Genomic DNA, 23173 nt, shown 5'->3' with positions numbered 1-23173 from the left:
GCTCAATTTCGGTAGTCTGCCAGCTTTTGCGATAACTCTCTGATCGCATCAGCGGTTCGTGGGCCAAAGCCAAGCAGGTATTGGCCCCTCATTCTAATTAGCCGATTGTTTTCAGCTGCGGGCGTCTGTGCCAACGCGGGATGCCCAAAGAGTTCTTCCGGACCCGCTCCGTGGTCTCCTGCACGCGTCATCATCAGAACGACATCCGGTGCGGCACTGATAATGGCCTCATCGCTCAATTGCTTATAGCCCTTAAAATCGGAGACAGCATTTACTGCTCCCACCAGGGAAAGAATGCCATCGGCCTCCGTATCCACACCACCGGCCATGATCCGACCACCGCGAGTAGACAGAATGAACAAGACGCGCATTCCAGAAGCTTTGCCTGAAGCACTGTCTTGTGCGGCCTCGAGATCGGCAGAAATCTTCAGGGACAACGCATCCGCTTTTTCCGGCACTCCAAGCGCTTTTCCGACGGCCTGAACCTTGCCGACGATGCCTGCAGCAGTAAATTCTTCCGGTATCATCGCAATCGAGATACCGCTTGATTTGAGCACTTCAACAGCTTCAGGAGGCCCGCCACCTTCCAGCATGAGGATCAGGTCAGGATCGACAGACAGAACCCCTTCCGGCGACAACGCCCGGATGTAACCGACATTGGGCAAATCGTTTACCTGATCAGGAAACACGCTCGTTGTATCCCTGGCGATCAGTCGGTCCTGTTCTCCGAGCGCGTAGACAACCTCAGTCACCGACCCGCCGACCGACACAATGCGGTTTGCCTTGCTGCTTGTGTCACCCCCTGCGAAGATTTGCTTGCTCGGTGCAAACAGCGCCATGACGGTCAATGCGACTGCTGCAAAATAGCTGCACAGTTTTGAAAACGAGTGTTTTTTCATTCCGCTGCTCCCAGGGCAAGTGACCGGTCTAATCTTGGGAGGTTTTCAGCAAGTCCCCGCCAATCTGTGCGCTCCGAATTGCCTTCACCGCGCACCCCAAAGAATTGGATGATATGCTGACCGCTGCTGTTGAATGCTTCAACAGAAGTCACGTACCCAATATCCGCAGGTTTTCTGACTGCCCAGACTTCGTGTATATGATCTGTTCTGAGATGGAGGTGAAACGTCGGATCCATCACGTTAATCCACGGACCCTTGTCGATGACCATATTGATGCGGCCAGAGTGAATCTGGATGCATCCACGATTGCCGACGAAACACATGATCGGAATGGCTTCCGAAGCGGCAAGTCGCAAGAGCGCCGGTACCGAGCCTCGATCAAGTGGCCAGGCCCAGGCGTCCCCTGCGAGTTCGAAAGCACTGAGACGGTCAAGTTCCAGATCCCGCAGCATACCGTGGAACTGATGAGGATCCGTCAAAGCCTGCCAACGGTCCCGCAAAACGTTGCCGACATTATGTGAAGGTTGCTTTCGGGAAAACGGCTCGGCTTCCAAAACTTCCGGCAAGAGATCCGGTGTCTGATTTTCAATCAGGATCGCTGTCACCAGGCGATCCCAGGCCTCAAGATCGGTTGAGGGGCGGGCATGAATCTTTTGAACCGCATCTCCGTGAGCGTCAAAAAACTGCAAGGAGCGGCGAACATCCTTCCCGTCGCTCCGCTGCACTGCAAATCCATGAACCCAGTTCGAGGGAAACATTCGGGTGTCGATCTGCTCGCCCAACATCAGCGCCGCCCGCTTACCGTTGATGAACTTCTCAAACGGACCGATTTTTTCATGCACGGCGCTCTCGTTGCGGGTGAGCGCCATCACCTCTCCGAGCTGCGCCAGGCCGGGAAACAGAACCTCAAAGTTAGGCGTGATCCGATGCGTTCCATGACCGACAAAACTTGCAACCAGTTCGGCCTCAGAGACGCCGATGAGATCAGCCAGATCCCGGTCGCGCATCTTCGGGTTTTGCTTACGAGCCCTTCTGATCTCATCGGCAGTTGGCTTGGTTTCGGCAGTTTCCAAAGCGGCATTCATGGCATTGCCTTTGTAGACATTTGGAGTTGATGGCAGCAGGCACCACGGACCTTCGTCGAATGAGCGTTTCTGATAACTCACTGAAAAACAGCAGCAATCTGGAACCATTCCAAACAACGTCAATTTCGAGGCGCTCGCAATCTAATACTTGACTCCTATACTCATGTTTCCTATTGACCGCAATACCTGAGTCATTGACTCATGTTTAAAACGCTGTTTGAGAGGCAGCGAAATGGACGCGTTAACGCGCACTCTTGGAGATTTTTAATGGGGCATAGCAACATCAATCGCACCCGGCTAATGGGTGGAGTTGCTCTTTGGGTATTGACTTTAGACGGCTTGGCTGTCGCTCAGGATGTCACAACGGAAGTACCTGTTACGATTGTCACTGACACGGCGACAGGCAATATCGTGACAAAGCTGCAACGCATCGTGGTCGGATCAGGTGTCGACAAGGTTGCCATCGACACGCCGCAAGCTGTCACCGTGCTTGATCAGGAGGCGATTGACGACGAACAAGCGATGACAATTGGTGACCTTTTTCGCGAGGTCCCAGGGGTTACGGTTGTGGGCAGCGACCGGACAGGTGGCCAATCCTTCAATATTCGCGGCATCGGTGATCTCAGCGCTTCTGACGAATCCAAGATCATCGTAACCGTGGACGGAGCGACCAAGTTTTTTGAACAGTATCGCGTCGGCTCGTTTTTCTCAGACCCAGAACTTTACAAGCAGGTTGAAATTCTACGCGGTCCGGCATCTTCAACGCTCTATGGTTCAGGTGCATTGGGTGGCGTGATCAATTTCACGACCAAAGACGCAAGCGATTTCCTGGAAACAGGAGAAACAGTCGCCGTCAATGTGAAAGGCATGTACGATTCCAACGGTGACGGTTTCCTGACCTCCGGCACGTTTGCCGGACGCGTCACTGAAAACACAGAAGTGCTTTTGAACGGCAACTTCCGGCGATCCGACGACTATCAGACAGGAGACGGCGATTTAATCGACGGCTCGGCATTCGACGCCTATTCCGGACTTGCCAAGGTCACGCACTATTTCGGAGATGCCAAGGAACAATCCGTTCGCCTGTCATATCAACGTTGGCAGAGTTCCGCAGACGATACAGAATATTCGCAAACAGGGACGCTCGGTTTCGGAGAAGTCGATCGGGACATCACCGATCAGACCATCGTATTCCGATACAACAATCCAGCATCGGACAATGCGTTGCTCGACCTGGACATAAATCTGTCTTTCTCTGACACAACCGTTGATCAGGAAAATGCAACTTCAACAATCCCTTCCCAGTTATTTGAAGACAGCGAATACGGATATCGCACCTGGCAGGGCAAGATCGAAAACACGATCGAGCATTCAGGTAACGGATTCGAGAACTTCCTCACATTCGGCACACAACTTTCGCATCAGCAGCGAATTGCCGATGCCGAAAGTGGCGCGATCGGATTTCACCCAGAGGGAACGGACACAAAATTCGGTTTCTTCGTCCAGGACGAATTCATCTGGAATGAGAAGCTGACCATCATTCCAGGTGCTCGGGTTGATTTCGTCAACTTGTCTCCGGACGGGTCCATTTCAGGGGCCTCTGAACAAAATGAAGTCGCATTCTCTCCCAAACTTGCAGCACTTTATCGGTTCAATGACACATTCTCGATTTTCGGCTCGGTTGCCCATACGGAGCGCGTGCCGACACTTGACGAGATGTTCTCAAGCTCGGGTGCCACACGCACATATCCGGGCGGCCGCAACGCAAGCCTCAACCTTGAAAAAGAACAATCGAACGCAGTCGAAGCTGGAGTATCGCTATCATTCTTTGATGTCTTTCAAGATCAGGATGGCTTGCAGATCAAGTCGACTGCTTTTTACAACGACTTGAAAGACCTTATCTCAACCAATCCGAACACCGGTCAAAGCACCTCGGTTCCTTACTACGTCAATATTGACGAGGCCGAAATTTGGGGGCTTGAGGTCGAGGCAGCCTATAACTCCAGATATGTCTTCAGCACATTGGCGTACAGCCTCGTCAGAGGTGTTGATCAAGAGACAGGCAGCACTCTGGATTCGATCCCTGCCGATACGCTCGCCATGACAATTGGCGGACGCGTTCCTGCCTATGATGTCGAGTTCGGTTGGCGCGGCCTCTTTGCCGCAGGCATCGACAGTGGAGCGACAACGGGTCCCTTCCCGGGTTACGGCGTCCACGATGTCTTCGCGAACTGGAAACCTCGCGAAGGCCTCCTTCAAGGCTACGAACTGCGCGCCGCGGTCGAGAATGTTTTCGACAAGGACTACCAGAACAATCTGGCAGGAGACCCGGGTCGAGGCCGGACCTTCAAGCTGACAATGAACAAACAGTTCAGTTGGTGACGGCACCTAGCTTTCTCGCCGCCTGTCTTCATGGGCGGCGAGACCTAATACAAAATGCTCAGGAGTGAAGACTTTGAGGTTCAGCCAGATAGCAGCAGCATATGCAACTGCGCTTTTGATGGCGGGTACAGCTCCGGCCCAATCACAACAAGAGACACCCCACATCTCGCTTGAGCTCAACAAGTTGGAAGCCAGCGGCACTGCTTGCCGGCTGTCATTCGTCATGGAAAACCGGAGCAGTCAGGACATTGACGCGGCATCCTATGAAATAGTTGTTTTCGGAAAGAACGACGTCATCAACCAAATGTCCGTCTTTGATTTCGGCGTTCTACCGCAGGACAAAACCATCGTGCGTCAATTCGAACTGTCGAATCTGACTTGCGAAGGCACAGGCAAACTGTTGATCAACGGACCTGCCGGCTGCAGCACAGAGTTTGTCTCCGGCCATTGTACCACCCCACTTTCGCTTCAGAGCCAGACAAGCGTCTCTCTCATCCAGTAGGAGCACACCCATGCTTTATGATCTGTTCAATCATGTCTCTGCCCTGCTCGCACTGGGCGGCCCGGTTGTCACTGTGATTGCCGGTCTTTCCGTAGTTGCCTTGGCACTGATCATTGTAAAGATCGCAGAGTTCCAGATGTGCAGGATCGGAAACGCTCGAAACGCACGTGAGGCGGCTTCTTTGTGGCAGCAAGGCCGATATGCCGACGCGGCGGCCCGCGTTGCCCAACCGAAAAGCGCGGCTGAAAAAGCACTGCGAACCACTCTGACGCTCCTCGAGCAACGAGCCGAAAAAACAGAAATTGAAGAGCAGGTCAGCGTACTGGCAATGGGAGACCTGCATCATTTCTCAAAAGGTGTCAGGGCTCTGGAGGCCATTGCGCAGATAGCGCCTCTGATTGGCCTCTTCGGAACTGTTCTTGGCATGATCGACGCATTTCAAGCACTCCAGGCTGCAGGAAACAACGTAGATCCTTCCGCACTTGCAGGTGGCATCTGGGTTGCCTTGATGACAACGGCCGCAGGTCTCGGCGTCGCCATGCCAGTGTCTTTGATCGTCACCTGGCTTGAAGCGCGGCTGGAGGCCGAACGTGTCGCGACAGAAACACTGACGTCTTCACTGTTTCTGAAACAAGGAACAATCAGCGAAAAGGCCGGCGTGCAGCCCGGACAACAGTTCGCCTATGCATCTTGACCGTCCAGTCCGTAAGCAAAATCCAATTTCTCTGACACCTTTGGTGGACGTCATTTTTCTGCTTTTGCTGTTTTTCATGCTGTCCTCGACTTTCACAAGCTTCGCACAGGTGAAAATCGGAAATCCTGCTGGAAGTGGAGGTCGAGGCGCTGTTCCGCAGGCCATGCTTGTTCTTGACCAGGCCAGGCTGATGCTCAACGGCAGAGAAATTGCGCAAACAGACCTCTACGCCAAGGCACAGGCATTGCAGACGCGCGAAATCGACAGACTGTTGGTGCTGGTGCGCGGTGAAACAACAACGCAGCAACTCATGACTGTCATGGACCAGCTCAGCAACATTCATGGGCTCACAATCATAGTTGCAGGTCCAGAATGATCAGGGTCCGGCGAAACAAGCCCAAAAGGCCTTTGGAAACCACGATTTCCCTTATCAACATCGTGTTCTTGATGTTGATATTTTTCCTGGTCACCGGGCAACTTACACCGCCTCAAGATCCTGACGTCATCCTGCCTGAGACAAAGAGCTCAGATCCCCTGCCGCCACCGGACGCCCTTTATGCACGCGGCGATGGCGCACTGGTATATCGCGAAGCACCTGTGACCGCTGCGGACTATTTGGCAAACCATTTACCGGAGCGCGAGGGTGCGCCAAGACAGGTCAAACTGGCAGCAGACAAAAATCTGGGAGCAGGAAAACTGCTGCAGCACGTCAAAGCCCTTTATGGCGCTGGTGCTGACGCCGTTGTCGTCGTCACACGGACCACCAACAAATGAAATCAATCCACCGACTGTTTTTTGTCGCTGTCTTGTTGTCGCTGGCAATTCACGTGATTGCCGCTGCCCTCACGATGACAGACGCTCCAGCTCTAAAGCATTCAGGTGGCGGCGCAGTACAGCATGCAGTGTTGGGAGAAGCTGCCTTCAACACGATTGTTTCCGGTTCAGTCGAGCAGCTGGCGACCACCGTTCCAGTCTACGCAATTGCGACCCGAAAAGCGATCAAGGGCGCAATAAGCGCAGCTTCGAATGTTGAGGCAATCACCCCTTTGAAGAGCGAGACTGCAACGCCGGTAAAGCCAAGTCTAGTTGCGACTGTTGTTCCAAGGCGTCAAACAACAGTCCGTCTTCCAACCGCGCAGACAAATGCTCTGGCAGTTACATCTCGAGCGCTCGCTCCCGAAAAAATTGCAAGAACTGTCGGCAGTAAGGCCCAAACACCTGAAAAAAACATCACACAGGTGCCACTCATCGCCTCTGCAGCATCAGCGACCTTGAAACCAAGCCATGCGCAGCCGACACCGGTCCTTCCAAATGCTGCAAATACCGAAAGCGTGACAGCTAAACCAGTACCGGCGAACGAACTTGCTGCAATCGAGGCGGAAAATGCGCCAACTGCTGAACCTGCCGAAACGACACCCAGCCCGCGTATCAAACCGAAACCGCCAGTCCGCGAGGTAGACGAAGCAGTTCCTGAAAAACGGACTAAACAAGCACGGAAGCCGCAATCAGCAAGCCGAAATGGGGCGAGTGGGACGTCCAGCCGCACGGCTCAAAAGGGCGGATCGCAGCGAAAAAGCAAGGCCAAGTCGGCAGGCAACGCGGATGCAACCAACTACCCTGCGAAAGTTCACCGGAAACTGCTGAGGTCTGTCAGAGCACCCCGTGGTGGAAAACGGACCCAAAGTGATGCCGTGGTTCGATTTACTGTTCGAAAGAACGGTTCCGTTACTGGCATTCGACTTGCCAAGTCTTCGGGTTCGAAACCATTCGATTCAGCCGTTGTAAAAGCCGTTCAGCGAGCAGCACCTTTTCCTCCCATCCCCGGCTCTCGAGCCTCCTGGTCCTTCACCTTGCCCGTTGCCATGAGGTGAGGCCGGCAGCGTCAGATCTCGGTCCGCATTCGATAGCCAGGAGCGAAAATCAGGTGCACATGGGTGATCGGCATGTTGCCGGCCCACGTGATGCGTTCCATCGCAAAAAGGGCGGTTCCGCTGCCCGCATCCAGTTTGCGGGACAGGGTCTTGTCTGCACTTACTGCAAAAAAGGAAATGTCGCCGTGGCTATAAGGCGCATTATGGACCAGCCACTCATTGGCACTGACCTCGTCAAAGGCCGTATCGCGGGCCTCCGGCGCTGCGTTGAGATTGATATAACGCTCTTCGTAAGCATAGGGCCTGTTATCGGCAAAGTGCAGCGTCTTCAGGTAAAGCACATCCTCACTAAGCGTAGCCGGAAACGCACCATGTAACATGGGAGGTAGAGGGCGAAAGTCCCGTTCCAGGAGACTATGGCGATAGGTCCTGCCCGTAGCCTCGACTTCTTCCCGTATGATTGGAATTGTCAGGGTCGCCCGTTGAGGCGGGTTGAGTGCGACACGCGTTCCCGCCCGCCGTTTGCGCACAACAAGGCCGCTTTCCGCAAGGTCCCTGAGCGCTCTGTTGACAGTTGTCCGGGCGCAGCCAAATTCCTCGGCGAGATCAGCCTCATGCGGGATCTGCTCACCCGGTTGCCAGACCCGGCTATGTATCCTTCGCAACAGCTCCTTGCGAATGCCTGTCCAGGAATTTGTCTCGGTCAACGTCAAGTGGTCAGTCCAGTTAAAGTCGGTCGCGCAACGCGGTCATCGTGGCCCGGTATTTAGCGCGGATGGCATCGCCTTTTACATGGTTTCCACCCGAAACAACATGCCGTCCGGCAGACCAGACTTCCGAAACCATTCGATCATCACCGGCGAAGACAAAGGTATCGAGGACTTCGTCGCCCTTGCGGCCGTCAAGATCGATGGCATTCCCGTCGAGTGCAACCAAATCTGCAAACTTGCCTGCAGCGATTGATCCCGCGCTTCGGCCCGCAGCCTGAGCGCCGCCTGTCGCAGCCCCTTCAAAAAGTACGCGCCCTGTCGACTTTTCTGATGTTGCAACTGTTGCCCGGCTCCGATCTCTCAAACGCTGAGAATATTCGAACGTTCGCAGCTCTTCTGAAAGGGAAATCCGGATATTGGAATCCGAGCCAAACCCGAAACGGCCGCCTTGCTCCATAAACCGGACCCCATCGAAGATACCGTCGCCTAGACTGGATTCCGTAATCGGGCAAAGTCCGGCCACAGCACCGGTCAAAGCGAGCGCTTTCGTCTCCTCCTGCGTCATTTGGGTGCAGTGAATAAGGCACCAGTTCGGTTCGACTTTTTGGTTTTCCAACAGCCATTCCACCGGGCGCGCTCCCTTGGACGCGAGGACTTCCTCCACTTCAGGAATTTGCTCGGCAAGATGCATATGAAGCGGCTTGTCACCTGCCAGGTCTACTGCCGTTTTCAGACCGGCTTCATCCACCGCTCTCAAGGAGTGCGGCGCAATTCCGATCACCGCATCATCCGGCAATGCCTTGATGGACATGGCAGCGCGCTCAAAAAGCGTCTCAAAACCTTGAAGGTCGTTTCCGAAGCGGATCTGGCCCGCAGCAAGTGCGCGACGATCACAGCCGCCATATTGATAAAGCACTGGCAAATGGGTCAGACCAATACCAGTGCTGGCGGCAGCCGCGATAATCCTGTCAGACAGTTCAGCCGGATTGTCATAGGGCACCCCGCCAGGCTGGTGATGCAAATAATGGAATTCTCCGACGGCGGCATATCCTGCTTCCAGCATCTCCATCTGGACAAAGGCCGCAATCGCTTCGACATCATCAGGCGTCAACGCATCAAGGAAACGAAACATGATCTGGCGCCACGTCCAGAAACTGTCGCGCGGTTCTATGCCGCGCCGCTCACTCATTCCTGCCATGGCCCGCTGGAAGGCATGACTATGAAGGTTCACCGGTGCCGGCAAAAGAACTGCAACCCGTTGTCCGGCCGGATTTGCGCCTTGCACCACATCCTTGATTTTTCCGTCCTGACCCAGGCTCACCACAACATTTTCAGCCCAACCGGACGGAAGCAGCGCCTGCTCTGCAAAAACCTCTGTTGCCGAGTTGGTCGCCATGCCGTTTTCCTTCGTTGACACCTTAATATGTGCATGCATATTATCGAATAGCGCAATCTAATCAAGCCGAGGATGGGCCTTGTCCAGACGCCTTCTGACCAACGCCAAGCTCGCGACATTTACCGCCAACGGCGCGGCCTACGGACTTGTCGAACAAGGTGCTTTGGTGATCGACGGAGATCGGCTCGCATTTGCAGGTCGGGACCAGGATCTTCCGAAACAGGACCGCGAGCTTCCATCCGAGGATCTAGAAGGACGGCTGGTCACGCCCGGGCTGATCGACTGTCACACACATGTTGTTTTTGGCGGCAACCGCGCACGTGAATTTGAAATGCGTCTTCAAGGTGCGAGTTACGAGGAAGTCGCGCGTGCTGGCGGTGGCATTGTTTCAACTGTCTCAGCGACACGGGCGGCAGGCGAAGAAGTTCTCCTTGCTTCCGCGTTGACGCGTGTTGACGCGCTGATCCGTGAGGGCGTAACCGCTATCGAGATCAAGTCAGGTTATGGCCTCGACCGAGAAACGGAACTGCGCATGCTGCGCACCGCACGCAGCATTTCCCGAAAAAGACCGATCCACATAAGAACCAGTTTTCTTGGTGCGCACGCTGTCCCAGCTGAATACAAGGATCGGCCTGACGCTTACCTGGAAGAGGTCTGCCTGCCAACGCTGGAAGAGGCAAATGAGGAAAACCTCGTGGATGCCGTCGACGGCTTTTGCGAGGGCATTGCCTTTTCTCCCGAACAGATTGCGAAAGTTTTTGACAAAGCCAGGGAGCTCGGCCTTCCGGTGAAACTTCACGCCGAACAACTCTCAAATCTCGGCGGAACAAAACTTGCCGCATCCTATGGTGCGCTCTCGGCGGATCATCTTGAGTATCTGGATGAGGCAGGTGCAAAGGCACTCAAGAAAAGCGACTCGGTTGCCGTTTTGTTGCCAGGAGCTTTCTACACTTTGCGCGAAACGCAAATGCCTCCGCTTGAGTTGCTGCGTCAGGAGGGCGTGCCAATTGCGCTGGCAACGGATTGCAATCCGGGGTCTTCGCCTCTCGCATCCTTGCTGACCACAATGAACATGGGCTGCACACTGTTCCGCATGACGCCGGAAGAAGCTCTTGCCGGTGTTACACGAGAAGCCGCACGAGCATTGAACCTTGAAGACCAGGGCTGCCTCAAGGCCGGCATGCGTGCGGATCTTGCCATCTGGAACGTCGACCACCCGGCCGAACTGTCCTACCGCATCGGCTTCAACTCACTCCAGAAACGTATTTTCGGAGGCTCTGAATGAGCACCCTCACCCTGACCCCAGGCAACGTGACACTGTCTGACCTGGAAGCGGTATTCAGGAACGAAACAGCGGTGCGCGTCGACAGAAAGGCCAAACCGTCAATCGACGAAGCTGCCGAACGCATCGCAAAGGCTGCCGGAGGCAGCGATGCCGTCTATGGCGTCAACACCGGTTTCGGCAAACTGGCCAGTGTCAAAATAGCACCGGAAGATACGGCAACCCTGCAACGCAACCTGATCCTGTCCCATTGTTGCGGCGTAGGTGAACCGCTCGACCGTCCGACCACGCGCCTGATGATGGTATTGAAACTCTTGTCATTGGGGCGCGGTGCGTCTGGAGTGCGTTTCAAAATCCTCAAGCTGATTGAGGACTGTCTGGAGAAAGGCATCACGCCCGTTGTTCCGTCTCAGGGCTCCGTCGGCGCATCAGGCGATCTTGCACCGCTTGCGCATATGACAGCGGTTCTGATCGGCGAAGGCGAGGCTGACTATTCGGGCACCAGGATGCCGGGCGGCGAAGCGCTTGAAAGAGCCGGTCTGGCTCCGGTGGTACTCGGCCCCAAGGAAGGCCTCGGCCTCATCAACGGCACTCAGTTTTCAACGGCCTGCGCCTTGTCCGGACTTTTCGAGGCCTGGCGGCTTGCCGAGGCAACGCTCCTCACCGCTAGCCTATCCACCGATGCCATCATGGGATCGACAGCACCGCTCCTCCCGGAAATCCATCAACTGCGCGGCCACCGTGGTCAGATCGAAGTTGCACACTCCATGCGCGCGATCATGGAAGGCTCGGAGATACGCGACAGTCATCGCGAGGATGACCAGCGTGTTCAGGACCCCTACTGCATCCGTTGTCAGCCACAGGTCGCCGGTGCCTGCGTCGATCTTCTGCGCATGGCGGCGCGAACTCTGGAGATTGAAGCCAATGCCGCAACCGACAACCCGCTGGTGCTGATAGATGCAGACCGGATCGTATCCGGCGGCAACTTTCATGCAGAACCTGTCGCATTTGCCGCCGATCAGATCGCACTGGCAATTGCCGAGTTGGGAGCAATCGCCCAGCGCCGCGTCGCCTTGATGGTCGACCCCAGCCTTTCGTTCGATCTGCCTCCGTTTCTCGCAAAAGACCCCGGCCTGAATTCCGGAATGATGATCGCCGAAGTCACCACTGCGGCATTGATGAGCGAGAACAAGCATCTGGCGAACCCGTGTTCAACGGATTCAACACCGACCAGTGCCAATCAGGAAGACCATGTCTCGATGGCTGCCCACGGCGCGATGAGGCTTGGGCGCATGAATGCAAACCTCGCACAGATACTAGGCGTGGAATTGCTATGCGCGGCAGAGGGTGTTGAACACCGGGCTCCACTCAAGACCAGTGCAGCTTTGCAATCTGTCCTTGCCAGGCTACGGCAAGACGTCCCGGCCCTTCAGGCCGACCGTTATATGGCACCCGACCTTGAAACCGCCGCTGAATTTGTGCGCTCGCGCGCGCTCGCTTCCGTTGTTGCACAAGATCACCTGATCAGTCTTGGAGACACATATGCAACCGGTTGACGTCATCCGGGGCGACGGTCCCATTGTCCTGGGCGTTCCCCACGCCGGCACTTTCGTGCCGGACAACATCCGCGCTCGCTTGAACGAGACCGGACTGAAGCTCGCCGATACGGATTGGCATGTCGATCGGCTGTACGAAGGTCTTCTTTCAAGCGCGACCATGGTGAAGGCAGGTTTTCACCGCTATGTCATTGATGCCAATCGCGATCCGGCTGGCGCTTCCCTTTATCCGGGACAAAATACAACAAGCCTTTGCCCGGTGACCGATTTCGACGGACGTCCCATTTATCATAATGGCCAGGAGCCGGACGCAGCGGAGATCGAAGCCCGACGACTTGCCTGGCATGCCCCATATCACGCGGCCCTTGAAGCCGAGATTAAGCGGGTGAAGGCATTGCATGGCGTTGCCATCCTTTATGATTGCCATTCGATCCGGTCAGTTGTGCCGTTTCTCTTTGAAGGGAGATTGCCCGACTTCAACACCGGCACAAACAATGGTTCCACTTGTGCCCCGGCTGTCGAAGCAGCCGTCGTCAGCAACACCGAAACTGCCGCAGGTTACACGTCCGTGCTCAACGGACGTTTCAAGGGCGGTTGGACCACCCGTCACTACGGGCGTCCAACCGATGGCGTGCATGCCATACAGATGGAACTTGCCCAAAGGACGCACCTCAAAAGCGAAGACCTGCCATTTGCCCTTGACGAAGAGAAGGCAGATCGGTTGCGAGGTCCTTTAAAAACTATCTTGAGCGCGCTCGAAAAGCTTGCGCCGATCCTCAAGCAAAAATCATCCGAAATTTCTGGGAGCGAACAATGACCGATCGTCGCCACAACGCCCGCGACGTCTACCCGCCGACCGGCACGGATCTGAATGCAAAGTCATGGCTGACCGAAGCACCGCTGCGCATGCTGATGAACAACCTTCACCCGGACGTCGCTGAAAATCCCCATGAACTGGTGGTCTATGGTGGCATCGGCAGGGCGGCACGAACCTGGGACGATTTTGATCGCATTGTCGCGGGACTGAAGAGCCTGAATGACGACGAAACACTTCTGGTGCAATCCGGTAAACCGGTTGGCGTTTTCAAGACCCACAAGGATGCGCCTCGCGTCCTGATCGCCAATTCCAACCTGGTGCCCAATTGGGCCAATTGGGATCACTTTCACGAGCTCGACAAGAAAGGCCTGGCCATGTACGGCCAGATGACAGCTGGCTCCTGGATCTATATCGGCACACAAGGCATCGTTCAGGGCACATATGAAACCTTCATGGAGGCCGGCCGTCAGCACTATGAGGGCAATCTCAAGGGGCGCTGGATCCTGACCGGTGGTCTTGGCGGAATGGGTGGAGCACAGCCGCTTGCTGCGGTCATGGCCGGAGCATGTTGCCTCGCCGTCGAGTGCGACGAAAAAAGCGCCGACTTTCGTCTGCGCACGCGCTACGTCGATGAGAAGACACACTCCCTGGACGAAGCATTGGACTTGATTGACCGCTGGACAAAGGCGGGCGAGTCCAAGTCGGTCGCCTTGATAGCCAACGCTGCCGATGTCTTTGCCGAGCTGGTCAGACGCGGCGTCAAACCGGATATCGTCACCGACCAGACCTCCGCCCACGACCCGGTCAATGGCTATCTACCCCAGGGATGGACAGTCGCCGAATGGCGGGCCAGAGCCGAGACCGACCCGAAGGCGGTGGAAAAAGCGGCTCGCGCCTCAATGAAAGTGCATGTCGCAGCAATGGTCGACTTCTGGAATGCCGGGGTTCCGACACTCGACTATGGCAACAACATTCGACAAGTGGCGCTTGAAGAAGGCCTGGAAAATGCCTTTGCCTTTCCGGGCTTTGTCCCGGCCTATATCCGGCCGCTTTTCTGTCGCGGCATCGGTCCGTTCCGCTGGTGCGCTCTCTCCGGAGATCCGGAAGACATCTACAAGACCGACGCCAAGGTGAAAGAGCTGATCCCGGACGACCATCATCTGCACAACTGGCTCGACATGGCAAGAGAACGCATAGCGTTTCAGGGTCTGCCTGCCCGCATTTGCTGGGTCGGACTGGGCCAGCGTCATCGCCTTGGCCTTGCATTTAACGAAATGGTCCGCACTGGCGAGCTGAAAGCGCCAGTGGTCATCGGCAGGGACCATCTGGACAGTGGTTCGGTGGCATCGCCGAACCGGGAAACCGAGGCCATGAAAGACGGTTCGGACGCCGTTTCGGATTGGCCACTTCTGAACGCACTGCTCAATACGGCATCAGGGGCGACCTGGGTGTCGCTTCATCATGGCGGCGGCGTTGGAATGGGGTTCTCGCAGCACTCCGGCATGGTGATTTGCTGCGACGGCACCGAGGATGCGGACCGACGCATCGAAAGGGTGCTCTGGAATGACCCGGCAACAGGCGTGATGCGTCACGCGGACGCCGGTTACGAGATCGCGCTCAATTGCGCGAAAGAACAGGGGCTCAACCTACCGGCTATTCTGGGATCATAAAACGCACGGCTGGAGGCTCCGAACCATTACCTGTGAACGAGGGATTATACGATGAAAAGACGTGATTTTCTGAAAGCAGGCGCTACGGGCACCGCGGCCGCTGCCGCTTCGACGCTGGCAACGCCCGCTATTGCACAAGACGTTCGCCAGTGGCGCATGGTCACTGCCTGGCCCAAGAACCTTCCAGGTCCGGGCGTCGCAGCGCAGATGCTGGCGGACCGCATTACGGCCCTTTCCAGCGGCAAGATCGAGGTCAAGCTTTTTGCTGCCGGTGAACTAGTTCCTGGCAACGGAGTGTTCGACGCCGTCGGTCAGGGGACTGCTGAACTTTACCACGCGGTTCCGGCCTATTGGGGTTCCAAGTCCAAAGGCATTCTTCTGTTTGGTTCACAACCCTTTGGCCTGACGGCTCCAGAACAAGCCGGCTGGCTGATCCACGGGGGTGGACAGTCCCTCTATGACGAGATTTATGCACGCTTCAATCTGAAGCCGTTCCTGTGCGGAAACTCCGGACCGCAATGGGCCGGCTGGTTCCGGACCGAGATCAACAGCGTGGACGACCTGAAGGGCTTGAAATTCCGTTCTACAGGCTTGGCCTCCGAGATGTGCTCCAAGATGGGCATGGCTGTTCAGGCGATGAGTGGCCCCGCAATGTTCCAGGCCTTGCAATCCGGCGCTCTTGACGCCGGTGAATTTATCGGACCATGGACTGACAGTGCTCTGGGATACTACCAGATTGCCAAAAACTACTATTGGCCTGGCGTCGGTGAACCTTCCTCTGCAGAAGAATGTGCCGTCAATCTGGATGCCTACAACGAACTCCCGGACGATCTGAAGGAAGCCGTCGCACGTGCCTGCGCCAGCCTCTACAACGACGTCCTGACGGAATACAACACCAAGCACGCACAGGCCTTGACCCAGTTGGTCAACGACCACGGCGTGATGGTGCGTAAACTTCCGGACGAAGTCATCGTTGCAATGGGGAATGCAGCTGGCGAAGTGATTGCCGACCTGCGTGCAAGCGACGATGAACTGGTCGTTCGGATCACCGAGAGCTTCCTGAATTATCGCAACCTGATGCGCGACTACATGCCTTATGCAGACAACGGCCAGATGAACGCCCGCGTCATGGACTACAGCTACGACTGACGTGGCAAGGAACACGCCGGTGGACAGGAACACGTCTTCCCACCGGCGTGGCCAACTCTTTTCAAATGTCTCGTTTAAGGACAGCAGGCCCGTTGTTTGAAAAAATGAAGGGTGACAATCGGCAAGATTTCCCGTCCTAATTCAGGCTTGGAAAAGCACGATCCCAACCAATTGAAAAAGGCAGGGCGACCGCGATGGACAAACTGGCGGGCGCGCTTGAGCGCGTCAATTCTGTCATCGGCCACATATTATGCTGGGCCGCGCTCGGCATGCTGCTTTTGCAATTCGTAATCGTTCTGCTGCGGTACGTCTTCGGCTTCAGCTACATTTTTCTGGATGAGGGTGTGCTCTATTTTCATGCGTCCATTTTCATGCTGGGCGCCGGTTATACCTTTCTCGTCAATGCTCATGTACGGGTCGACATCTTCTACGCCAAGCTCGATGAGCGTCGACAGGCCTGGATTGATCTGTTCGGTCATCTCTTCCTGTTGACCCCGGCCCTGATCGTTCTGGTCTGGTTTTCCTGGCCGACCGTGCGCGGCAGTTGGGCCATTTTGGAAGGAGCGATTTCCGTTGGCGGTATACCTGCCTCCTTCTTGCTGAAATCACTCATTCCCGCTTATTGCATCTTGTTGCTGATCCAGGGTTTGGCCGCGTTTTTGCGCGACCTTCAGAAACTGAAGGGCGCAAACGCATGAGCCTGCCGCTCGATCTGATCATGTTCGGCGCGTTGATCGCCTTCATCCTGCTCGGTTATCCAGTAGCGTTCACAATCGCAGGTGTCGCGACTGGCTTTGCGTTGCTCGGATGGTTTCTCGGTGACTTCAACATTCAGTTGATGGGCGCGATGGGCCAGCGTTTCTTCGGCGTTCTGACCAATCCGGTTCTGACCGCAATTCCGCTGTTCGTGCTGATGGGTGTCATCCTGGAAAAGAGCCGCATCGCCGAGGACCTCCTGGAAACCATGGGGCGTCTTTTCGGAAAGATGAACGGTGGCCTCGGCGTATCGGTCGTTCTGGTCGGAGCATTACTTGCCGCCTCCACTGGCATTGTCGGTGCAACCGTTGTCGCCATGGGACTGATCGCGTTGCCGACCATGCTGCGCAATGGCTATGACCCGAAGCTTGCCTCCGGAATGGTCTGCACAGCCGGAACGCTTGGACAGATCATTCCGCCATCGACACTGCTGATCATTCTCGCCGATGTGATGTCGAATGCGTTCCAACAGGCACAATACGCACAAGGCAAGTTCACCATCGAGACAATCTCGGTCGGTCAGACCTTTGCCGCCGCAATGGTGCCGGGTCTGCTGTTGGTCGCCGTCTATTGTGTCTACATCATCGGACGAGCCGCCTTGTTTCCCAAGGACGCCCCGGCCATGAAGGAACATGTTGCTCCGCCGTCTTCAGCCGAAATCGCAGGAGCTGTGGTTCCACCCATCCTTCTTATCATCGCCGTGCTCGGGTCCATTCTTGGCGGCATCGCGTCTCCGAACGAAGCAGCGTCGGTCGGGGCCATCGGTGCCATCCTTCTTGCCGGTCGCAGACTTGGCATTTCAGTACGACTGATCGTATTGGCAACCGGTGCGCTTCTTGTCCTTGCTGTCGCCGCTTCGCTGCTTCCTGTCCGCCTGCAACGGTCCGACACGTCCATCGGCGGGTATGTGCTTGCCGCGCTCTATGCAGGATTGGCTCTCTTTGCCCTCGGCGTAGTCCTTCGCATTCTGAAGGCGGCATTTTCGGACGGGCTTTTGAAAGCCTCGCTCCTGTCGACATTGACTGTCACGTCGATGATTTTTGCCACCATCTTGATGGCAAGTTTCTTCTCGCTCGTCTTTGTCGGTCTGGGTGGCGAAGATCGCGTTCATGCATTGCTGAACGAAATGCCGGGTGGCCCAACCGGCGCGCTGATTTTCGCGATGCTTTTTGTCTTCATTCTCGGTTTCTTTCTCGATTTCGTCGAGATTTCCGTGATCCTGCTGCCGGTTCTGATCCCGCCCCTCATCCTGATGGGGATCGACCCGATCTGGCTGACCGTGCTGATCGCGATCAATCTGCAAACCTCGTTCTTGACGCCACCTTTCGGCTTTTCGCTCTTTTATCTGCGTGGTGCGGCTCCGAAGGAAATCACGACGGGTCAAATCTATCGCGGTGTGGTTCCGTTCATCGGATTGCAGATTGTTGCCGTCGCGATCCTCTGGTTTTTCCCGATCATCGCGACTTGGCTCCCGCGCTGGCTTTATTGAACGTTTTGCAACGTACAGCGATCCGGGTCCGGCGCAATTTCCGAAAGCCACGCTTCAAGATCGCTGGAGGAGGCAAGCGCAAATGTGGACGCACTGCCAAGTCGGGCCTTAAGGGCAACAATTCTGTCATGAGCGGCGATGATCTTTTGGGCCAATTCCGGGTCTTTTGCGGATGCCTCAAGCAGAATGTCAGCCACTTTTAAGGGGATGTCCGGGTCCGGTCGTTTGTCGTTGGCAAACAGAAGAATATCCGTTCCCCCGGCAACTGCCTTTACAACAGCATCTTTCAGGGAATGATTTCGACGAATGGCATCCATCTGCAAATCGTCCGACATGATGACGCCGCCAAATCCGAGATCTTCACGCAAGACGCTGGACAAGACGACTTGCGAAAGCGACACCGGGCCTCTTTCGCCCTTGCCCTGCAGTTTTCGATTGATGACATGGGCAGTCATGATGATATCTGCCCGGTCCTCATCAATCAGCTTGCGAAAGGGCTCAAGTTCCTTTTCCGACCAGCTTCGTGAAACATCAACCGCGCCTTTGTGACTGTCCCGGCGGCTCGACCCGTGGCCTGGAAAATGCTTCAAAGCAGTCAGGACGCCATGCCTGCGGTGCGCCTCGACAAATGCTCCGCCATAGGCTGCAACGCGGTCCGGATCACGAGAATAGGAACGGCCAAGTCGACCAATGATCGGATTGCGCGGATTGATGTCCACATCCACGACCGGGCCGAGGTTAAGTGTGAATCCCCACTCTTCAAGTCCTGCGGCGAGCACACCATAAGCATCGACGGCATCGGACAAACTTGACTGCTTTGCGATCTGTTTTGCCGATGGTGTTTGCGGAAATCCGTGGTGGCGTTTGAGGCGCTGGACAACACCCCCTTCCTGATCAATTGCGATCAACGCCGGCATCCGGGAAGGACTTGCGCTCCGAAGTGCGCCATTCATCCGGCGCACGGTTTCTTGGTCCCGAAGATTGCGTCCAAGATAAAGAACGCCGCCAATTGCACCGGATTGAAGTTGCCCGCGGACCTTTTGAAACCCAGCCGCTTCAGGCCGGTCTCCCAGAAATCCGACCACAATCATCTGGCCGATCTTGTCTCTGAGGTCGACGCGCTTTTCTTCTGGAGCGCCTGCGCCCTCCGGCATTGACGCAGCCAAACTCGCGGCCACAGCACCAAAAACACCCAAGGCGGGTAAAAAGACACGACCAATGAGAAGTCTGATGCAGCATTTTGGCATCCGCCGGGCTCCGTACGATCGACGGTTTTTCTCAAGTCCGGACTTATGCGGCCCTACACGCGGTCACGTCGGATTGAGACGAACGGTCGAAGTGCAAGGCCGGATATTATGCTGAATCAGATCAGGCCACCAGTGCGCGTGCAGCTGTCTCCATCGCCACTTCCGTTTGAACCAAATCGGCTTCCGTCAATGCCAGATGCGTATAGAGTTTGCTGTCAGGCTTCAGTATTCCGCTCGAACGCATGCTTTGATTGAAGACTTTTGCCTTGTCTGCATCACCTTTCAGAACGTCACGGTAATTCTTTACTGGCGTGTCGGTAAAGACGACGTCGAACAGCACGGGATCGCCAACGATTTGATGAGCGATACCCTGTCCGTTCAGCGCATTGGTAAGCGCAACCATCAACCGCTCACCATGTTTCCTGATGGTCTCATAGGCCCCTGGGCGCTTGAGAATTTCCAATGTCTTCAGCCCCGCGACACTGGCAACAGGGTTGCCGCTGAGCGTGCCGATCTGGAAAGTGAACCCCTTGTCTCCGACAATTGACCTGTCGAAGTGGTCCATGATTTCCTTCTTCCCGGCAACCGCAGCCAGGGGGAAACCGCCGCCAATCACTTTGCCCAGCGTGCACAGGTCAGGAACAACACCGTAGGCCTCCTGCGCGCCACCGTAGGCGAGCCGAAACCCGGTGACGACTTCATCGAACACCAAGACGATACCGTGTTTTTCAGTCTCTTCACGAAGCGTTTCGAGAAAACCCGGCTCTGGCGGGATAAGCCGTTGCAAAGGTTCAACGATCACGCAGGCAATGTCATTGGCGTGCTCCGCAATCAACTGCCGGGCAAACTCCGCGTCGTTGAATGGTGCGATCAACATGTCATCGCGAACGCTGTCCGGCGTTCCGGCGGTATCGGATACGGCCTGCGGGAAGTTGACCAGAGTTTTAGGCGACAGGCTCATCAAAGCCTCCGCCGACATGCCGTGGTAGCCGCCTTCGAACTTGAGGATCTTGTCCCGTCCGGTATGAGCCCGGGCTAGCCTCATGGCGTACATGTCGGCCTCGCCTCCGGTCGAGACATACCGGATCTGGTCGGCGCACGGCACGGCTTCTACCAGCACTTCGGCCAGTTCGATGCCGCGAGCGTTGTTGGTAAAGAAGGTCAGGCCCTTTGCGAGTTGTTCTTCGACAGCCTCCAGCACTTCAGGATGACCATGGCCGATCAACATCGGGCCTGAGCCAATCAGGTAGTCAATAAACTCTGCACCGTCCTCGTCCCACACTCTCGAACCCTTGCCTTCGCGAATAACGATGCCAGGTTCGAAGTTTCCGAAACCAGCCGCCGGCAACACTTTGGCAGCACGATCCGTCCAGTCTTTTTGAGAAATCGAGGTCTTCATCGCGTGGCCTCCTTCGGCCAGATTTCAATTATGCGGCAAGGGAAAGAACCGGGTCGCCGAGGTCGTCCGCATTTGGCCAAACACCGAGCCCCGGTCCTTGCGGCGGTGCAAGTCGACCGTTGTTGCGGCTTGGCGCTTCCGGGTCAAGACGTGGAGTGACATAACCCGACAGATCACACACATTCATGATCGAGCTTGGCGGCGTTGCTGCTGCAACATGCAAAGCGGCAGCTGTTGCGATGTCAGACCCCCAAGTGTCTTCGACGCACATCTTCGCCCCAAAGTGCAGACAGAGATCCCTTGCCCGGCGTAGTTCGGTAATGCCACCAAACTTGCTGAGCTTCAAAGCGACAGCATCCATGCAGCCAAGCTCGTAGGCCTTGAGTAGTGTTGCCATGTCATGTGCATTTTCGTCGAGCTTCATCGGAAGTCCTGTCGCGGCTCTGACGGCAGTGCATTCTTCCAAAGTCGCGCAAGGCTGTTCCAGCATGAGATCCAAATCCGCGACCGCCCGGCCGACACGTGTCGCGTCAAGCCTAGTGGCACCGCAGTTCCAGTCCCCATAGACCAGTGCACCGCCACCAACGGCTTCCCGAACCTTTCTCAGGCGGCAGACGTCTGCCTGCCAGTCATCATCCGCTCCAAGTTTGACCTGGATCTGGCGCATACCGGACGCAATCGCCTCCTGTGCCATTCGTGCCATCTCATCAGGGTCTATGCAGGTTATGGAATGATAGAGCGGCAGGTCAGAGCATTGCCGGCCACCAAGCAGCGTATAAACCGGCACTCCGCAGGCTTTGCCCGTCAGGTCCCAAAGTGCGATATCGATAGCAGATTGCGCATAACGATGCCCTTGAAGATGAGACCGGCAGGCCGTCATCAGGGCCTCGACCCCGACCGGGTTCGAACCGATAAGGACAGGGGCCAATTCCTCAAGCGCCGGGGCAACGCCGCGTGCATATGCAGGCAGATAGTGCGGGATCGGACAAACCTCGCCCCAGCCGGAAAGCCCGGTGTCCGTGTCGATGCGAAGGACCATGCTGTCGACCGTGGCACAGGTTTTTCCGGACGCCATGTAATACGTCTCATGACTTGTCAGGGGCACTCGCCACAGGGTCAAAGCAGAGATGCGAATGTCTGGAAAATTGGTCACCGCCCACCCCCATAGACCGCAACAGGTTTGCCAAGTCGGTCAGGATCAGGAACAACTCCAACACCTGGCGTATCGTTGAGGGTGACGAACCCATCCACGTTGCGCCCGCCCTGGCCTGGCACCGGGTCGTGTGCAAGATGCGCGTGACAAAGCCAGCTTGCCAATCGGTTGGCGTCAGGTGTCGAGGCAGCAAGATGCAAACTTGCCGTATCTGCAAACGCGCTACCGCCAGTGTCTTCTATGTGCATTTGCCAACCGACCGAGACACCGAAGTCGCGAATTTGCCGGGCACGTGTCAGCCCGCCGACACGATTGGGTTTGACCTTCACGCCCTGGCAAGCCCCCAGTCTCCAGGCATCAAGATGATCCTGAAACGTATGCAGGCACTCGTCGAGCATGATCGGCTGTGGAACCCTGGCTGCAACGGATGCAGACTGTTCCAGCGTTTCGCATGGTTGCTCGATCCAGTCGCGCGCTTTGACTGCGTTCAGAACCTGCAGCGCAACGCCCGGTGTCCAGGCTCGATTGACATCGAAAGTCACCTCTTCGCCTTGTTTCAAAGACGCCGAGATTGCCTCGATACGTTCGATATCAGCGGCAAAGTCCTGCCCGCCGATTTTGGCAGAATGGGTGCGATATCCTTTTTCGCTCGCGGCCATGATATCGGCAATCATTTCGTCCGGTGAGCCGGTCGATATGGAAGAGTTTACGGCGACCGCAGCCGGTGTTTCCGTGCCCAGCAACGTCCACAACGGCAGTTCGAACGATTTGCCGAGCAGGTCCCAACAGGCAATGTCGAGGGGCGCTTTTGCGTAAGGATGACCCGGCAGTTGGACGTCCATCGTCCGGTTGATGTCACTCAACGCGCGTGGATCCCGCCCGATCAGTGCAGGAGCGAGGATGCCAAGTGCAGCTCTCAGTCCATCGCCATAAGCGGGCAGATAGGTATGGCCCCAGGGGCAGCCTTCGCCCCAACCGACAAGACCCTCATCCGTTTCGATACGGATAAACGTGCTGTCGATTTCCTCAAATTTCAGTCGCCCTCCGGACAACCAGTAAGGTTTCGCCAGCGGCAACGCGACCTGCCAGACAGTAATGCAAGTGATCTTCATGCTT

General features: G+C 56.1%; 21 protein-coding genes. 13 read left to right on the top strand and 8 right to left on the bottom strand.

The genetic code is table 11. The annotated features are described in order from the left end of the window. Positions 1–2 precede the first annotated feature (2 nt). Both FIV00_RS07560 and FIV00_RS07555 read right to left on the bottom strand, forming a co-directional pair. Positions 3–899, bottom strand: coding sequence for a hemin ABC transporter substrate-binding protein (locus FIV00_RS07560; protein ID WP_209006852.1), 897 nt, complete (start codon positions 897–899; stop codon positions 3–5). Further along, positions 896–1984, bottom strand: coding sequence for a hemin-degrading factor (locus FIV00_RS07555; RefSeq protein ID WP_152504159.1), 1089 nt, complete (start codon positions 1982–1984; stop codon positions 896–898). Before FIV00_RS07555 ends, FIV00_RS07560 begins: the two co-directional genes overlap by 4 nt. Positions 1985–2251: 267 nt before the next feature. On the opposite strand from FIV00_RS07555, the gene FIV00_RS07550 reads away from it, so the two are divergent. The 6 genes from FIV00_RS07550 (at position 2252) to FIV00_RS07525 (ending at position 7433) form a co-directional block, all read left to right on the top strand. Next, positions 2252–4366: a TonB-dependent hemoglobin/transferrin/lactoferrin family receptor gene (locus tag FIV00_RS07550; protein ID WP_152500169.1), complete on the top strand. Its 2115-nt coding sequence runs from the start codon at positions 2252–2254 to the stop codon at positions 4364–4366. Between the two features lie 73 nt (positions 4367–4439). Next, positions 4440–4868 (top strand): hypothetical protein, encoded by a 429-nt coding sequence (locus tag FIV00_RS07545; RefSeq protein ID WP_152500168.1) that lies wholly within the window; start codon positions 4440–4442, stop codon positions 4866–4868. 10 nt (positions 4869–4878) lie between these two features. After that, a complete protein-coding gene (locus tag FIV00_RS07540) occupies positions 4879–5562 on the top strand; it encodes a MotA/TolQ/ExbB proton channel family protein (RefSeq protein ID WP_152500167.1) in 684 nt (227 codons plus the stop codon). A gap of 43 nt (positions 5563–5605) precedes the next feature. Next, entirely contained in the window at positions 5606–5938 is a 333-nt protein-coding gene (locus FIV00_RS07535) for a biopolymer transporter ExbD (protein ID WP_173005909.1), read from the top strand. Then, complete coding sequence (locus FIV00_RS07530) at positions 5935–6336, top strand: biopolymer transporter ExbD (RefSeq protein ID WP_152500165.1); 402 nt, start codon at positions 5935–5937, stop codon at positions 6334–6336. Before FIV00_RS07535 ends, FIV00_RS07530 begins: the two co-directional genes overlap by 4 nt. Further along, entirely contained in the window at positions 6333–7433 is a 1101-nt protein-coding gene (locus FIV00_RS07525; protein ID WP_152500164.1) for an energy transducer TonB, read from the top strand. The genes FIV00_RS07530 and FIV00_RS07525 overlap by 4 nt, the downstream gene beginning before the upstream one ends. 11 nt (positions 7434–7444) lie before the next feature. Here the strand turns inward: FIV00_RS07525 and FIV00_RS07520 are convergent, their stop codons facing one another. Both FIV00_RS07520 and FIV00_RS07515 read right to left on the bottom strand, forming a co-directional pair. Beyond that, positions 7445–8146, bottom strand: a complete 702-nt coding sequence (locus FIV00_RS07520) for a GntR family transcriptional regulator (RefSeq protein WP_152500163.1) — start codon at positions 8144–8146, stop codon at positions 7445–7447. 13 nt (positions 8147–8159) lie between these two features. Then, positions 8160–9539, bottom strand: coding sequence for a formimidoylglutamate deiminase (locus tag FIV00_RS07515; protein ID WP_152500162.1), 1380 nt, complete (start codon positions 9537–9539; stop codon positions 8160–8162). 79 nt (positions 9540–9618) lie between these two features. Between FIV00_RS07515 and hutI the strand changes: the two genes are divergently transcribed. The 7 genes from hutI to FIV00_RS07480 all read left to right on the top strand — a co-directional run bounded on the left by hutI (position 9619) and on the right by FIV00_RS07480 (position 18258). After that, complete coding sequence (gene hutI, locus FIV00_RS07510; RefSeq protein ID WP_152500161.1) at positions 9619–10824, top strand: imidazolonepropionase; 1206 nt, start codon at positions 9619–9621, stop codon at positions 10822–10824. Further along, complete coding sequence (gene hutH, locus FIV00_RS07505; RefSeq protein WP_152500160.1) at positions 10821–12377, top strand: histidine ammonia-lyase; 1557 nt, start codon at positions 10821–10823, stop codon at positions 12375–12377. Before hutI ends, hutH begins: the two co-directional genes overlap by 4 nt. After that, entirely contained in the window at positions 12364–13194 is an 831-nt protein-coding gene (gene hutG, locus FIV00_RS07500) for an N-formylglutamate deformylase (RefSeq protein WP_152500159.1), read from the top strand. The genes hutH and hutG overlap by 14 nt, the downstream gene beginning before the upstream one ends. Beyond that, a complete protein-coding gene (gene hutU / locus FIV00_RS07495; RefSeq protein WP_152500158.1) occupies positions 13191–14864 on the top strand; it encodes a urocanate hydratase in 1674 nt (557 codons plus the stop codon). Before hutG ends, hutU begins: the two co-directional genes overlap by 4 nt. Before the next feature lie 51 nt (positions 14865–14915). After that, complete coding sequence (locus FIV00_RS07490) at positions 14916–16013, top strand: TRAP transporter substrate-binding protein (RefSeq protein WP_152500157.1); 1098 nt, start codon at positions 14916–14918, stop codon at positions 16011–16013. A gap of 194 nt (positions 16014–16207) precedes the next feature. After that, positions 16208–16711 (top strand): TRAP transporter small permease subunit, encoded by a 504-nt coding sequence (locus FIV00_RS07485; RefSeq protein ID WP_152500156.1) that lies wholly within the window; start codon positions 16208–16210, stop codon positions 16709–16711. After that, positions 16708–18258 carry a TRAP transporter large permease subunit gene (locus tag FIV00_RS07480; RefSeq protein WP_152500155.1) on the top strand — a complete coding sequence of 517 codons (1551 nt, stop codon included), beginning with the start codon at positions 16708–16710 and terminating at the stop codon, positions 18256–18258. The genes FIV00_RS07485 and FIV00_RS07480 overlap by 4 nt, the downstream gene beginning before the upstream one ends. On the opposite strand, the gene FIV00_RS07475 is transcribed toward FIV00_RS07480, so the two are convergent. The 4 genes from FIV00_RS07475 to FIV00_RS07460 all read right to left on the bottom strand — a co-directional run bounded on the left by FIV00_RS07475 (position 18252) and on the right by FIV00_RS07460 (position 23169). Then, positions 18252–19505: a glycoside hydrolase family 3 protein gene (locus FIV00_RS07475; RefSeq protein ID WP_152500154.1), complete on the bottom strand. Its 1254-nt coding sequence runs from the start codon at positions 19503–19505 to the stop codon at positions 18252–18254. The two genes, FIV00_RS07480 and FIV00_RS07475, sit on opposite strands and share 7 nt — an antisense overlap. A gap of 121 nt (positions 19506–19626) precedes the next feature. Continuing rightward, a complete protein-coding gene (locus tag FIV00_RS07470; RefSeq protein WP_152500153.1) occupies positions 19627–20904 on the bottom strand; it encodes an aspartate aminotransferase family protein in 1278 nt (425 codons plus the stop codon). 28 nt (positions 20905–20932) lie between these two features. Further along, positions 20933–22057, bottom strand: a complete 1125-nt coding sequence (locus FIV00_RS07465) for a mandelate racemase/muconate lactonizing enzyme family protein (protein ID WP_209006851.1) — start codon at positions 22055–22057, stop codon at positions 20933–20935. Beyond that, positions 22054–23169: a mandelate racemase/muconate lactonizing enzyme family protein gene (locus FIV00_RS07460; RefSeq protein WP_152504157.1), complete on the bottom strand. Its 1116-nt coding sequence runs from the start codon at positions 23167–23169 to the stop codon at positions 22054–22056. Before FIV00_RS07460 ends, FIV00_RS07465 begins: the two co-directional genes overlap by 4 nt. Positions 23170–23173: the final 4 nt, after the last annotated feature.

The sequence above is a fragment of the Labrenzia sp. THAF82 genome (assembly GCF_009363435.1).
In the GTDB taxonomy this organism is placed as follows: Bacteria; Pseudomonadota; Alphaproteobacteria; order Rhizobiales; family Stappiaceae; genus Roseibium; species Roseibium porphyridii.
The sequence above is the reverse complement of the archived record's forward strand: the minus strand, read 5'-3'. Positions and strand labels throughout refer to the sequence as shown.